Genomic DNA, 14,008 nt, shown 5'->3' with positions numbered 1-14,008 from the left:
GCTCTCCGGGGGCGGCTCCGCTACCGCGACCTCAGACGCCCGCGTACGAGTGCTTGCCGGTGACGAAGATGTTCACGCCGTAGTAGTTGAAGAGCCAGCAGCCGAAGGCGATGAGCGCCAGGGTGGCCGCCTTGCGCCCCTTCCAGCCCGCGGTGGCGCGAGCGTGCAGATAGCAGGCGTACGCGACCCAGGTGATGAAGGACCAGACCTCCTTGGGGTCCCAGCCCCAGTAGCGGCCCCAGGCGTCGCCCGCCCAGATCGCGCCCGCGATGATCGTGAAGGTCCACAGCGGGAAGACGGCGGCGTTGACGCGGTACGAGAACTTGTCGAGCGTCGCGGCGGCGGGCAGCCGCTCCATGATCGAGGTGCGCAGAGAGCTGATCTCCTCGCCCCGGGCGACCTTGGCCTCGTAGGAGTCGCGCAGCAGGTAGAAGAGCGTGCCGACCGCGCCGAGGTAGAAGACCGCGCCGCAGAAAATCGCGGTGGAGACGTGGATCCACAGCCAGTACGAGTCCAGGGCCGGGACGAGCTGGTCGCTCTCGGTGTACAGCCAGGTAGTGGCGACACCCAGGTCGAGCAGGACGGTGGTAACCAGCGGCAGGCCCATCCACCGGACGTTCTTCTTCGCGAGCAGGAAGGCGAGGTACGCGCCGACCGCCACCGTGGAGAAGGTGATGGAGAACTCGTACATATTGCCCCAGGGGGCACGCTGCACCGACATCGCGCGGGCAATGACGCCGCCCGCCTCGAGGAGGAAGCCGAGACCGGTCAGTGAGACGGCGATCCGGCCGTACAGATCGCCCTGCTCGGTGCCGCCGGACGCGCCGGGTCCGTCCGGCACGTCACGCGTACCCGCGGCGGAGCGGGTGACGATCTTCGGCCGGTCCAGTACGGCGGTGGAGCCGCCCTGCTGCTTGCCCTGGACCCGCACCACCGGACCCGTGGCGGCGGTCTTCGCGGCCGTCAGCGCGGCGGCCGTGCGGCCCACCTTGCTGCGGCTGCCGAGCACCCACTCGGCGATATGACCGAAGAAGGCCAGCGTGTACACGGCCATGGATGAATAGATCAGCACATTGCTGATGTTCGCCAGATTCTCGTTGGTGGCGGCGGCGAGATTCACTGCTCAGCCCCTTCGGCAGGTACGTCTGAGGGATCAGGCGCGCTCGGCGCCTCTGAATGGAGGGTTGCGGCCAGCTCAGCCAGCTCTTCGGGGAGTTTCGGGGACTCGCTCCGGCCCAGACCGGCCATCTCCACGACGGTGACGCCGTCCTTGCCCGCCACCACCCGGACCCAGACGCGGCGGCGCTGGATGAACAGCGAGCCGACGAGTCCGGCGATCGCGGCGATCGCGCCGGTCAGCGCCCAGCCGGTGGCCGGCTGCTGCGAGATCTGGAAGGAGGCCCACTCCATGGTCTCCTTCTCGAAGGTGATGGAGCCCGCGCCGTCGGGGAGCGTCATTTTCTCGCCCGGCAGGAGCCGTGCCTTGAGGATCTCGCCCTTGGAGTCCTTGAACTGGGTCAGCTTGCGGGTGTCGAGCTGGTACACGTTCTGCGGCAGACCCGAGTCGACGCCGAGGCTGCCGCGGTAGCCGGTGAGCGCGAGCACCGGGAACTCCAGGCCCGGGAACTGGGAGAACATGTCGCCCTTGCCCTCACCCCCGAACGTCGGCACGAAGAAGGCCTGGAAGCCCAGCTGGTCCTTCTTGCCGTTCTTGTCGCGGTAGCCGTCCATCACCTTGATCGCGCCGGTCGAGGTGGCGTTGGAGTCGATCGGCAGCAGCGGCACGGCGCCGTTGAAGACGACCTTGCCCCTGCCGTCCCTGACCGTGACGACGGGGGCGTAGCCGTGGCCGTTGAGATAGACCTTGGTGCCGTCGACCACGAGTGGCTTGTTGACCTCGATGACGGACTTCTTGTCGGGACCACGGCCCTTGGAGTAGGTGACGGCGGCCTTGTAGACGCGCGGCGTGCCCAGCTCCGGCCCGCTCTTCGCGTACGTACCCGTGAACTCGTCCAGCTTGAAACTGAACGGCGGCAGGTCGTCCATGCTGAACATCGAGCCGGACTTGAAGTCGTCGTACTGGGTGAGGGTGTTGGAGAAGCCGTCGCCCTCGACGACCAGCTTGCCGCCCTCGTACTTGAAGAGCTGGCCCACGGCGAAGGCCACCAGCATCACGATCAGCGCGAGATGGAAGAGGAGATTGCCGGTCTCGCGCAGATAGCCCTTCTCGGCGGCGACCGCGTCGCCCACGGTGTGGGCGCGGAAACGGCGCTTCTTCAGCATGTCGAGCGCGGCCTCACGGACCTGCTCGGGATCCGACTCGGTACGCCAGGTGGTGTACGCGGGCAGCCGGGTCAGCCGGCCGGGGGCGCCCGGCGGACGGCCGCGGAGCTGGCCGACGAACTGCCAGGTGCGCGGCACGATGCAGCCGATGAGCGAGATGAACAGCAGGAGGTAGATCGCCGAGAACCACACCGAGCTGTAGACGTCGAAGAGCTGCAGCTTCTCGTAGAGCGGCGTGACCGTCGTGTGCGCTTCCTTGAAGGTGCGCACCTTCAGCTCGTCCACGCTGTTCTGCGGGATGATCGAGCCGGGGATCGCGCCGAGGGAGAGCAGGAGCAGCAGGATCAGAGCGATGCGCATGGAGGTCAGCTGCCGCCAGAACCAGCGGATCCAGCCGACCAGGGAGAGGGTGGGTCCGCCGATGAACTCTTCTCTGGGGGCGGTGGAGAGCTGGGCGCCGGCGGCGCCGAGATCCTTGCCGTCGGACGGATCCTTGCCGTCGCCGCTGTCGCCGCCGTCCTTGTGCTGAAGCTCTGCCGTCTCCGTCTTGCTCATGGACTCAGATCCCTACCGTGAAGCTATTGGACCAGACCTGCATGTCCTGCACGAGGCTGTCCCAGACACCCGTCACCAGGAGCAGACCGGTCGCGACCATCATGATGCCGCCGGCCCGCATCACCCAGACGTAGTGGCGCTTGACCCAGCCGAAGGCCCCGAGCGCCTTGCGGAACGCCACCGCCGCGAGTACGAACGGCAGACCAAGGCCGAGGCAGTACGCGACGGTCAGTATGGCCCCCCTGCCCGCGCTCGCCTGATCGGCCGCGAGCACCTGCACGGCCGACAGCGTCGGTCCGATGCACGGGGTCCAGCCGACGCCGAAGAGCACGCCGAGCACCGGGGCGCCGGCAAGACCGGTCACCGGCCGCTTGTGGAGGCGGAACTCGCGCTGCGTCAGCCAGGGCAGCATCCCCATGAAGAAGACGCCCAGCAGGATCATCAGCACCCCCAGGACCCTGGAGATGACCTCGCGGTGTCCTTGCAGGGTCGAGCCGAAGTAGCCGAAGAGCGCGCCGCCCGAGACGAAGACGGCCGTGAAGCCGAGTACGAAGAGGGAGGCTCCGGCGACCATCCGGCCGCGTTTGGCCTCGGCCAGATCGCTGCCGCTGACGCCGGTGACGTACGAGAGATAGCCGGGTACGAGCGGCAGCACACAGGGCGAGAAGAAGGAGACGAGCCCGCCGAGTACGGCGATGGGCAGCGCGAGGAGCAGGGCCCCGCCGAAGACCGTCTGATTCATGTCCGAAGCGGCGGCGAGTGCGTACACGCGATCACTTCTCCGCGATCAACGGGTCGATCATTTCGTGGAGTTTCTTGTCATCGAGCCCCTGCAGCGAGCGGGCCGCGATCTTTCCCTCACGGTCGAGCACAATCGTGGTGGGAATGGCCTGCGGGTTGAGCGTGCCCCTCGGGAAGCCATTGACCACCAGCTTGCCCATCGGGTCGTACAGGCTCGGGTATTCGACGCCGTGTTCTTCCTCGAAGCGGATCGCCGTGTTCTTTTGAGGGTCCCGGGTATTGATCCCGACGAACTCTACGCCTTGCGCCTTGGTCTCCGCGGCGACCTGGGAGAAGTACTTCGCCTCGCCGCGGCAGGGTCCGCACCACGAACCCCAGAGGTTCAGCACGACGATCTTGCCCTTGTAATCGGCGACGTCGAGCTGCTTGCCCTGCAGGGTGGTGCCGGAGAGCTCGTTGGGGGCGGTGCGCTTCCCCTCGGCGACAGTGGCGATGCCGCCGGTGCCGGTCACGAAGTTGGTGTTGCCGCCACCGCCGGACTTCCCGGCGCCGCAGGCCGACAGGGTGAGCGCCGCGGCAGCGACCACAGCGGTCAGCACGGCGGTCCGGGCGGAGCGGAGAGCGTGGGATCCACGGCTAAGGCTCATGTGAAAAGTTTCGCATGGCCGTTCCAGGGATCTTTCCGCGCCCCCTGGGGTGGCGGCAAAGCACCTCGTCAGGCAGCGGGCGACGCGGCCCCGGTCGGGTCCGGCCGAAGAAACGCGTTCCAGCCGCCGGCCGGGGACTGGCCGACATCGAGCGTACGGAGTTGGGCGAGCACCCGCGGGTCCTGGACGTCGAGCCAGTCGCAGAACTGCCGGAAGGAAACCAGCCGTACGTCCTTCTTGCCTGCCATCCCCTTGAGGGCTTCCTCTACGGCGTCCATGTAAATGCCGCCGTTCCAGCGCTCGAAGTGGTTGCCTATAAAGAAGGGCGCGCGATTGGACTCGTAGGCGCGCCGGAATCCGCCGAGATACGCCTCGGTCGCCTGCTTCCGCCAGGCGGGATAACGCTCGGGCCTGCCGTTGGTCGAATTGTGCGACTGATTGGCGAGGATGTTGTAGTCCATCGAGAGCACCTCGAAGGAGTGCCCGGGGAACGGCATTGCCTGCAGCGGCAGATCCCACAGTTCCTGGCGCCTGTCCGGCCAGGTCTGCCGGCCGCCGGGCGAGCTGGAGTCGTAGCGCCAGCCGAGCTTCTTCGCCGTGGGCAGCAGCTTGTCCTGGCCCAGCAGACAGGGGGTGCGGGCGCCGATCAGTTCCTTGCGGTAGTCGAAAGGCAGCGGATCGAGGTCCTTCCAGCCCGTGTTCGTACGCCACTCGGTGACGAAGGACACAGCCTGGTCTATCTCGTTCCGCCAGTCCGCGGACGACCAGTTGCCGCCCGAGCCCGAGCCCGAGCCGCAGAAATGCCCATTGAAATGCGTGCCTATCTCATGGCCGTCCAGCCATGCCTGGCGTATGTGGGTCAGCGTCTCTTTGATGTGGTCGTCGGTGAGATAACCGATGTCGGACGCGCCGATACGATTGCGCGGGGGGCGGTAGAGCGTCTTCTTCGATTCGGGGAGCAGATAGATCCCGGAGAGGAAGAACGTCATCGCCGCGCCATGGTTCCGGGCGAGTTCAAGGAAGCGCGGGAAGAGGCCGTTGCCGACCTCCCCCGCCCCGTCCCAGGAAAAGACCACGAATTGCGGCGGCGTCTGGCCCGGTTCGAGGGGAACGGGTTTGGGCGGCTGGTGCGGCTGCTTTCCGGTGTCGGAGGTGGAGCCGTCACCGATCAGCCGGGCCGCACTCCTGGACGGGGACGGTTTGCCGCTATTACCCGGTTCGCCACCCCCACTTGCCCCGATTTGCCCGGGTTCGCCGCCGGGCCCGCTGGAGCCGCAGCCCCCGGCCCCCATGGCGGCTGCGGCTCCAAGTCCCGCCCCGAGCAGGCCTCTTCGACTGACGTCGCGCATTTCTTCCCCATCCGCACTCTCAAATCCGGCACCGCCTTAGATGACGGGTTTCGGATGGGGGTTCCAGAAGCTCGCACTTATTTTTTTGAGCGCTACGCCGCCGACTGGCTAGGCGCCGAATGCTTTGGACTTGCCCTTCACGGGCTTCGCCCCCGCGAGAAGATGCGGCGGCACAAGATCACGAGCCGGTTCGGAGTAGCCGACCGACACAATCCTGTCGTCCTGATACGTGAAGGTGGTCAGGGAGGCGAGCGTGCACTGCCGGCGGCGCGGATCGTGCCAGAGGCGGCGCCGCTCGACAAAGCTCCGCACGATCCAGATCGGCAGCTGATGGCTGACGCAGACGGCCTCGTGCCCGCGGGCCGCGTCGCGCGCGGCGTTCAGCGCGGCCATCATCCGGACGACCTGGTCCATGTACGGCTCCCCCCAGGACGGGCGGAACGGGTTGGTCAGGTGGACCCAGTTGGCGGGCTTGCGCAGCGCGCCGTCGCCCACCCCGAAGGTCTTGCCCTCGAAGACATTGGCCGCCTCGATGAGCCGCTCGTCGGTGTCGAGGGAGAGGTTGTGGCTCTTGGCGATGGGGGCGGCGGTCTCCTGCGCGCGCTCCAGCGGCGAGGCGACGACATGGGTGATGTCACGGTCCGCGAGCTGCTCGGCGACCCGGTCGGCCATTTTCCGGCCGAGCTCGGAGAGGTGGTACCCGGCCCGGCGCCCGTACAGCACGCCGTCCGGGTTGTGGACCTCGCCGTGCCGCACCAGATGGACGACGGTGGTCTCGGCGCTGGAGTTCTCGCTGCTCATGCGGACACCTCTGTGGCCTCGGCCGCGGCACGGGCGGCAGCCGGCAGCGCGGCGGCGATCCGTTCGACGGCCCGCTCGTCGTGGGCCGTCGAGACGAACCAGGACTCGAAGGCGGACGGCGGCAGATAGACGCCCTGGGAGAGCATCGAGTGGAAGAAGGAGTTGTACCGGAAGGACTGCTGCCGCTTCGCGTCCTCGTAGTCGCGCACATCGGCGCCGGAGAAGAAGACGGAGAACATATTGCCCGCCGCCTGCAGCCGGTGGCTGACGCCCTCTGTGGTCAGCGCGCCCGCGACCAGGCCCTGGATCTCCTTGGAGACGGAGTCGAGCTGGTTGTACGCGGCGTCGTCGAGCAGCCGCAGCTGCGCGAGACCCGCGGCGGTGGCGACGGGGTTACCGGAGAGGGTGCCCGCCTGGTAGACGGGCCCGGCCGGGGCGAGGTACGCCATGACATCGGCGCGGCCACCGAACGCGGCGGCCGGGAAGCCGCCGCCCATCACCTTGCCGAAGGTCATCAGGTCGGGGCTGACCCCGTCGAGTCCGTACCAGCCGGACCTGGAGACCCGGAAGCCGGTCATGACCTCGTCGGAGATGTACAGCGCGCCGTTCTTGGCACAGGCGTCCTTGAGCCCCTCGTTGAAGCCCGGCCGCGGCGGCACGACGCCCATGTTGCCCGGCGAGGCCTCCGTGATCACACAGGCGATCTCGCCCGGGTTGAGGTGGAAGGCCTCCTGCACCGCTTCAAGATCGTTGTACGGCAGGACGATGGTGTCCCCTGCCTGCGCACCCGTGACGCCCGGAGTGTCCGGCAGCCCGAAGGTGGCCATGCCCGACCCGGCGGCGGCGAGCAGCGCGTCGACATGGCCGTGGTAGCAGCCCGCGAACTTCACGATCTTGGCCCGGCCGGTGAAACCGCGGGCGAGGCGGATCGCGGACATCGTCGCTTCCGTACCGCTGGAAACAAGCCGAACCTGATCAACGGGCGCGACCCGGGCCACGATTTCCTCAGCGAGTGCGACCTCGCCCTCACCCGGCGTACCGAAGGAGGTACCGCGGGCGACCGCCGCCTGTACCGCCTCGATGACGGCCGGGTGGGCATGCCCGAGGATCATCGGCCCCCACGAGCAGACAAGGTCGACATATTCACGCCCGTCGGCGTCGGTGAGGTAGGGGCCGGTACCGGACACCATGAAGCGGGGCGTACCGCCCACGGCGCGGAAGGCACGGACGGGAGAGTTCACTCCGCCGGGCGTCACGAGCGACGCGCGGTCGAAAAGCTCCTGCGAAACTGGGGCTTCGTATGAATACGACACGTTGGTCCTGATCTGCGATGCGGGCGGTCGGGTGGCCGGGACGGAAGATTACGGATGATCTCGGCCACCGGTGAGTGGGCCGGGCGGTCTTCCCGTATTACGAAACGGCGTCAGTGCTCTGGCGTCTGCGAAACTGGGGCGTCATAGGGAAAGCTCACGGAATCCATGGTGTCAGAGCCCCTGACGTTCTTGTGGACAGGTGTTTCACAGCACGTTCGTGGGGGAGGTCACTGTCACGATGATCGGGTTGCGCGGCGGGGGCTGCGAGTGGTCGGGTGGAGATATGCATCGCGGTGGACTGGGCGAGGGGACCGACGATCTGGGTCCCGAGCCTGCCCGGCGGGGAAAGCACCGACGAGGCGATACGGGAGCCGGCGCGAGCGCGGGTGCGGAGGAGCCCATGGGAAGCAGGAGCGGCCGAGTAGGGGTGACCTACAAGTACTTTGGTGCGCCTGACGGAGCGACTGCCGCGCGGGTGCCGATCTCGATGCGCCCGGAGGAGCTGGGCGGCGACGAGCTCGGCATGGGCGGAATGTTCTCGAAGATCAAGCCGGAAACTATAGCCGCGATGGTCCTCACCGGCATCCAGGGCATGCCGCTGAACAAGGTGCCGCCGCTGGAGCTGGTGGTCCTGCACCCCGACTACGCGGTGGTCAAGCTTCCGATGACCGTGGTCGACCCGCTGCGCGGCATAGGCGAGGAATCGGTGGGCGCGGCGGCGTTCATCTGGTCGACGGTCCCGGACCGGGGCGGACCGCGAGACGCGTTCAATGTGTACCAGTTGCTGCACGAATGGCAGGACTTCTCGGTACGCCTGCACGAGGCGGGGCACGAGCCGTACTGCTTGGTGTGGCCCTGACCTGGGGTTTCTTGGGATTCGGACGGGGCTTTCGGGCTCCGCCCTTTTCAGCGCCGGAGAGGGGCCGTCAGGCGGCCAGGGCACATTGAGGGCACATGGGTTTGAGCGGGGGCACAGATGTGCCCTGGCGGGCGGGGTGCCGTCGGCTCCGCCTTCTTCGGCTTCGGTGAAGGCGTCGTCGATCGCCTTGCGGGTGCGGTCTCGCCGGACGGCAGAAGGTGCGTGTACGTCCGCAGCGTGAATCCCGGGTCCGAGTGGCCGAGGTATTCGGAGAGCGCCTTGATGCTCTCCCCGCGTCCAGGAGCACGGAGGCCGTAGGCGTAGGCATGCAGAGGGTGCAACTGCCTAGGTTTGAAGTCCGCCGCCACGTCGACGCGGCTGATGTGGCCCACTCGTCTTGCGGCACGCGGCTACCTGCACTCTGGAGGGCGTCGGCTCGGGGGTCATTCCTCGATTCGTTGCAGACTGGCTGCCCGGTGATCACCTGCAGCTGCCAACCCGTCCACAAGGCGGCGCCAGCGTGCGATTTGGTCCGGCTGCATCTCCTCGCGTGAGTGAAGTGTTCTGAGCCAGTCGGTGAGGTACCAGCACTTGTTGGCGATGGCGCGATAGTTGCCGTCGGTCAGTTGCTCGGCCCAGGTCAGCCCCGTGTCCCGCTGCCACACGAGCGGAGCGCACTTGCCGAGATTCGCGAGCGCGTCAAGAGCCTTCGGTTCCTGGCGGGCGATCCTCATCCAGCGATCCACGAGGTCGGCCATGGTGTCGGGGTGCAGCCAGCCTTCTCGCGCGCGGGCCAGGGTCGCGTCGATGTCGGCGTCGCTCACGTCGATCCCCGGGGCGGGCAGGAGCACCCCCAGCGCGTCGTCGGCCCAGTGGCGGTCTCCGCGTAGTTCGGTGCCGTCTCCGATGGCGTCGAGGGCCGCCTCCATGGCGGCAGACCACACGTCCGACAGAGACGGGCGCAGGTCATCGTCGTACGTGAACAGGACGGCGAGGTCACGGAAGAATTCGTTCAAGGCGCGACCGTTGGCGGCGAACCGCTGCACATGCGCCTTTAGCGGCCCGGTGTCACCGCGGAGCGCCAGGGTGACGATGACGCGAGCACTGTCCTTGCTGTGCCGGTTCTCGTACCCTTCCCTCGCCCAGTGGTCTGTGGCGCGGGCGTGGGCGTCCAGCAGGACCTCGACAAGTCCCTTCGCCTGGTCCGCCACGCAACTGTTGCTGAGAGACGCGGCACTGGCGGCGACAAGTGGTGGGATCAGTGACGTCAGGTAGAGCCGTTCCGTCTCGACCTCGGGCAACGTCTGCTCGTAGGGACCGTCGAGCCGGGGACGGGTGCGTTTACCACTCTCTGAGTCCCAGTCGCCGAGGCGGCAGTCCTGTAGTCCCGCCCGCACGGCGTTGAGCGCTGCTTCGTGGCGGCACGGGCCCGATCGCTGGTCGGCGTCGCACGGCGCAGCCCAGACCCGGCCGAGAGCTCGGGCGAACGCGATGCGCACCTCATCGAAGTGGTTCGTGGTGCAGCGGTCCATGACACCGACGATTGCCTGCCTATCGAGCTCGATGTCATCTGATGCCACGGCCAGGAGTGCCAGCAGACCGGTCGCCGCTGACCGGTCGGCGCCCAGCGAGTAGAAGGAGGAGGCGACGTACTCGGTATGGCTCGGTTCGGTGATCGCCTGGATCAGGACACCCGTCGCCCAACGCAAGTCGTCGACCGGCACGTCCATACGGCCGTGGACGTGTGCGACGGCAGCGGCAGCCGCGACGGCGGCGATCGGGTCAAGCCGGTTGAGAGCGGAGTCAGGTAGGTCGTTGCCGAAGGACCGTGCCAAAGCGATGTCAGCCAGGAGCGTGTCGACAGGGGTGACACGATCGTCGGATCTGGCGTAGGTGTTCTGCAAGCGCAGCGCCTGGCTGGCACGGCCGAACATCTCGGCTTCGGGCCGCATGCGGACCGCCAGCGGCTCGGGGTGCTGATACTGCACGATCAAGTTTCCAGAGTCATCGGATTCCGGATGGAAGTTCTCCGGTTTGAACGTCGCCGCCCAGCCCTGTACCGAGGCGAGGAAGCGATCAGCCTCCGGGCCCCCCTGAGAGTCAGCGACTAGCTCCTTAGCACGGCGGACAAGTTCCTCGCCCGTGGCCGCCAGCTCGTTCAGCCGAGTCTGGTCACCGGAGAGGGTCGCGCCAATGGTGAGTTCGGCGGCGACGTCGCGCAAACTGCACCGACGGCGAGAGAGACCGATAAGATCAGGTGCATCCGGGCCCTGGACGTAGAGCACTCCTTCACTGGCAGCTCGTGCGAATTCCAGTTGCCATACATCCAGATCGCGCATCCAGGGATCGAGCAGATCACCCGCCTGCTCCAGATGGCGCACAAGGAACCCGACCACGAGACCGGGCATGGCCAGGTTGTTGCAGTCGCGCAGCAGGAACTGCACGATCCGCTCAAGTGGAACGTCAGCGATGGCTACGAGCTGGTCCGCGAGCCGCTCGACGGCAAGTAGCGCGCTCATACACGGGTAAGGCCCAACAGACGAACCTCGATACCACGCCCACACGTGTTCGTCTCCGACGCAGCGCCTGACACCGACTCCCGGAATATCCAGATCCACTCCGGTCAGTTCGTCGGGCGGCGCCTGAGTGTAGGCGTCGTGGTCCCCGACACGGATGGCCGCCGCGTGGTCGAGCATCCGGTTGATCAATGCCAGCGTCGGCACGAGCCGGACCCTCAGCAGCTGCCAGAAGGGGCCGCGGTACCACCCGGCCATCCGTTCGGTGATGCTTCCGCGGGCGCGGTGGTGCCGGATGCCATCGTCGAACGGATAAGAACCAGACCAGCCGTATCTGGCCGCCTCGGCGTCGTACCGTTCGATATAGTAGGACTCCGTCAAGGTCAGGAGCAGGTCTGGCTGATGCTTGGCCATCTCCACCACTGGCCAGAAATTCTCCACGACAGGGTCGAGACGAGCTCCTCCGTCGTCGGCGATTCCCCTGAGGAATGTTTCGGCTGCCCCATCAAGATCGGGGCCGAGCATCGCCAAGGCTTCCACCGCGAACTCGTCCCAATGCGGCGGCTCGGCTGCGAGGATACGGTCTCGCACCAACTGCCGAATCGGGTCGGACACGCCCGTCTCGGCTCTCACCAGTCCGCGCAGCCAGGCCAGCACCAGTTCACGGATGGATCGGCTCATGCCATCCGCAGCCCAGGAATCATCGTCGGAATCGGCGTCGCGTTCGCGGCAGAAGCCCAGCTCGACCAGCGGCGCGAGCACCACGGGATCGCCGACGTCGTGGGGGGCGTAGCGCTGCATGGCCAGCCGGATCACGGTACGCAACCCGGCTTGCCGGTCGGCCTGCAGCTCAGGCCATGTCTGGCCGAGGACGTCACCGGCGGCACCGAGGGTGAGCACCGCCTCCCAGGGCACATCCGACCACCGCTCGCCGTGGTCGGATGCGATCTGGTCGAAGACGGCGCGCAGTTGCGCAAGTGATCGCCTGACATCGGCGGTGGTGAGCAGCTGGGCCTGGCATGCGACGCGTGCGGCACGTAGCGCCCAGCGCGGTGCCTCGGCAGCCGAGAGGAGACCGAAGCCGTCCGTGATGAGCACCCGCACGATTGCCATGTCCCGCACGAGATCACTGGCAAATCGATCGGACGGGTTCCAGGCGCTAGACGCAGTGCGCGGTGCGAGCAGACCGTCGGAACGCAAGGAAGGCAACGCGGCCGAATCAGGTGACACAGAGTTGTCGTGCGGGAGCAGTTGGCGCCGGGCCAGTGCACGAAGAGACTGATCACGAGCGTCAGGGGAGGGTCCTCCCGGCGACATCATCTCCCCGCAGCGCACCAAGCGATACCAGACGACTCTGAACAGGTCGGCCTCCGACGCTGCTCGCTCTGGGGCCGGCACGCCCGGACCTGCGCGCAACAGCATGTCAACCAGACCCGGTCTGCCCAGCAGCCACCGCGCCCGCTCGTCGACAGCCCATCGCCGCAGTTGCGGGAAAATCTCAACCACCTGCTCGATTTCGGCCGAGGTCAGTTGAGGAACCTCATGCTCGCGGACAAGGTTCTCGATGGATTCGCCGTCTCGACCCATACCTTGCGCGGCTTGTGTGAGCACGTCACGTGCGGCTCCGGAACCATCGGTGCGGGTCACTGCCACCATGCCGAGCCCCGCAGTTATCGCCGCTCGGGCGAGATCCGAGAGCAGTTGGGCACGGCCTTCCAGCACCGACTCCGCGCCATCGACGACTAGCAGGCGACCAGTACCCACGGCTGAGGCATCCAGCACCGACGTGATGCGGGCACCGAGCAACGCCTCTAATTCCGCCAGCCGTGCGGGCATCTCTCGTAGGTTCAGCACCATGACGGCCGCACCATCGGCTCGCAGTCGCCTGGCAGTGCGCAAGGCCAGAGCCGACTTGCCGGCATCCGGCTCACCGGTAACGACCAGCGCGGTCGTCTGCGATGCGGCCGTGCTCATCTCGACAGCCAGAGCGTTCCCGACTTCAGTGCGTTCCAGTTCAAGGTCTCCGGCGGCGCCGGTCAAGCGGAAACCCACGAGATTCTCGGCTGTCTCCGACAAAGCATCGAGGACGCGCCACGCCGCGGCGTAAGAAGGGGAACGGCCAACCGCTGTCCCGGAGAGTTGCCTTCGCAGCATGCCTTCGGTGGCATGAGCCCCAGCCGGGGCGTAGTTCCGGGAAAGCCTCTCCAGCGCTTCAAACAGCGCGTCGGCGCCCGCCACCGAGGAGTCAGGAACGACACTCCGCAGGCGGCCCACCACCGTCGTACGGTCGGACTCGTCGACCCCCTCCAGCCTGAGTTCCCACAACCGCAATACGTGCAGAACTCGCCAGGTCAGCTCCGAGGCAGATGCCTCCGTGCTTACCTTTGGGCTGGTCGCGGCCTGAGCGATCAGCGCATCCAGATGGGTCAAACGGGTGCGAACGGCATTGTTCGTACGGCCCGCCTGTTCCACCGCTGAGCGGAACGACGCCTCATCGGGCTGCCCCCGAGCGATCACAGCCAGCTCGCGCATCTGCTGCACGGCCGGATTGGGACTGGCCACTGCAAGTGCCAGCCGCCAACTCCCCGAACCGACCTCATCCCAGTGGTTGGTGACAACCCGCAGGTAGGACACAAGCAGGTCCGCAGTGGCGTCGTCGCTGGTTGTGAAACTTGGAGCTCGGCGCACTCCGATCGACAACCGCCGCTGTGCGCCGTCAGCTGTGTCGCCGACGACGATCAGGTCGTCCACAGCGCTGAACCGGCTGTCCTGGAAACGCACTGCTACCAGCATCACGTCATCGCCCAGTGCGGGTACGGGATCGCCTAGGAGGAGGTGAGCCAGCAGGACAGCTCCGAAGCGATGCTCCAGGACGGTGCCACCACCACCCGTCGAGTACGGGCTGGCCACCTTTTCCTCTTTGTCGCGGTCCACCATCTCTGCA

The 14,008-nt window shown here is 67.0% G+C and carries 9 protein-coding genes and 1 pseudogene; 1 reads left to right on the top strand and 9 read right to left on the bottom strand.

Annotation, left to right across the window (positions count from 1 at the left end; all coding sequences use genetic code 11):
- Positions 1–31: 31 nt before the first annotated feature.
- From ccsB to hemL, 7 genes are all read right to left on the bottom strand, one after another.
- A complete protein-coding gene (gene ccsB / locus ACIHCQ_RS24220; protein ID WP_399665934.1) occupies positions 32–1,120 on the bottom strand; it encodes a c-type cytochrome biogenesis protein CcsB in 1,089 nt (362 codons plus the stop codon).
- Positions 1,117–2,838: a cytochrome c biogenesis protein ResB gene (locus ACIHCQ_RS24215; protein WP_399665931.1), complete on the bottom strand. Its 1,722-nt coding sequence runs from the start codon at positions 2,836–2,838 to the stop codon at positions 1,117–1,119. The genes ccsB and ACIHCQ_RS24215 overlap by 4 nt, the downstream gene beginning before the upstream one ends.
- A 4-nt stretch (positions 2,839–2,842) precedes the next feature.
- The gene (locus ACIHCQ_RS24210) at positions 2,843–3,580 is read right to left on the bottom strand and encodes a cytochrome c biogenesis CcdA family protein (RefSeq protein WP_399666339.1); all 738 of its coding nucleotides are present in this window, start codon (positions 3,578–3,580) and stop codon (positions 2,843–2,845) included.
- A gap of 31 nt (positions 3,581–3,611) precedes the next feature.
- Positions 3,612–4,226, bottom strand: coding sequence for a TlpA family protein disulfide reductase (locus ACIHCQ_RS24205; RefSeq protein ID WP_399665928.1), 615 nt, complete (start codon positions 4,224–4,226; stop codon positions 3,612–3,614).
- Positions 4,227–4,294: 68 nt separating this feature from the next.
- Positions 4,295–5,575 (bottom strand): hypothetical protein, encoded by a 1,281-nt coding sequence (locus tag ACIHCQ_RS24200; RefSeq protein WP_399665925.1) that lies wholly within the window; start codon positions 5,573–5,575, stop codon positions 4,295–4,297.
- 108 nt (positions 5,576–5,683) lie between these two features.
- A complete protein-coding gene (locus tag ACIHCQ_RS24195; RefSeq protein WP_399665922.1) occupies positions 5,684–6,376 on the bottom strand; it encodes a histidine phosphatase family protein in 693 nt (230 codons plus the stop codon).
- Positions 6,373–7,689, bottom strand: a complete 1,317-nt coding sequence (hemL, locus tag ACIHCQ_RS24190; RefSeq protein ID WP_399665920.1) for a glutamate-1-semialdehyde 2,1-aminomutase — start codon at positions 7,687–7,689, stop codon at positions 6,373–6,375. Before hemL ends, ACIHCQ_RS24195 begins: the two co-directional genes overlap by 4 nt.
- A gap of 400 nt (positions 7,690–8,089) precedes the next feature.
- Here hemL and ACIHCQ_RS24185 point away from each other — a divergent pair, with 400 nt between their 5' ends.
- Entirely contained in the window at positions 8,090–8,548 is a 459-nt protein-coding gene (locus tag ACIHCQ_RS24185) for a hypothetical protein (protein WP_399665918.1), read from the top strand.
- A 67-nt stretch (positions 8,549–8,615) separates the two neighbouring features.
- Here the strand turns inward: ACIHCQ_RS24185 and ACIHCQ_RS24180 are convergent.
- A pseudogene (locus tag ACIHCQ_RS24180) lies at positions 8,616–8,889 on the bottom strand (site-specific integrase); the annotation flags it as partial.
- Between the two features lie 102 nt (positions 8,890–8,991).
- Positions 8,992–14,001, bottom strand: coding sequence for a hypothetical protein (locus ACIHCQ_RS24175; protein ID WP_399665915.1), 5,010 nt, complete (start codon positions 13,999–14,001; stop codon positions 8,992–8,994).
- Positions 14,002–14,008: the final 7 nt, after the last annotated feature.

This window comes from Streptomyces sp. NPDC052236 (genome assembly GCF_044548015.1).
In the GTDB taxonomy this organism is placed as follows: Bacteria; Actinomycetota; Actinomycetes; order Streptomycetales; family Streptomycetaceae; genus Streptomyces.
This window is presented reverse-complemented; position numbering and strand designations above follow the sequence as displayed.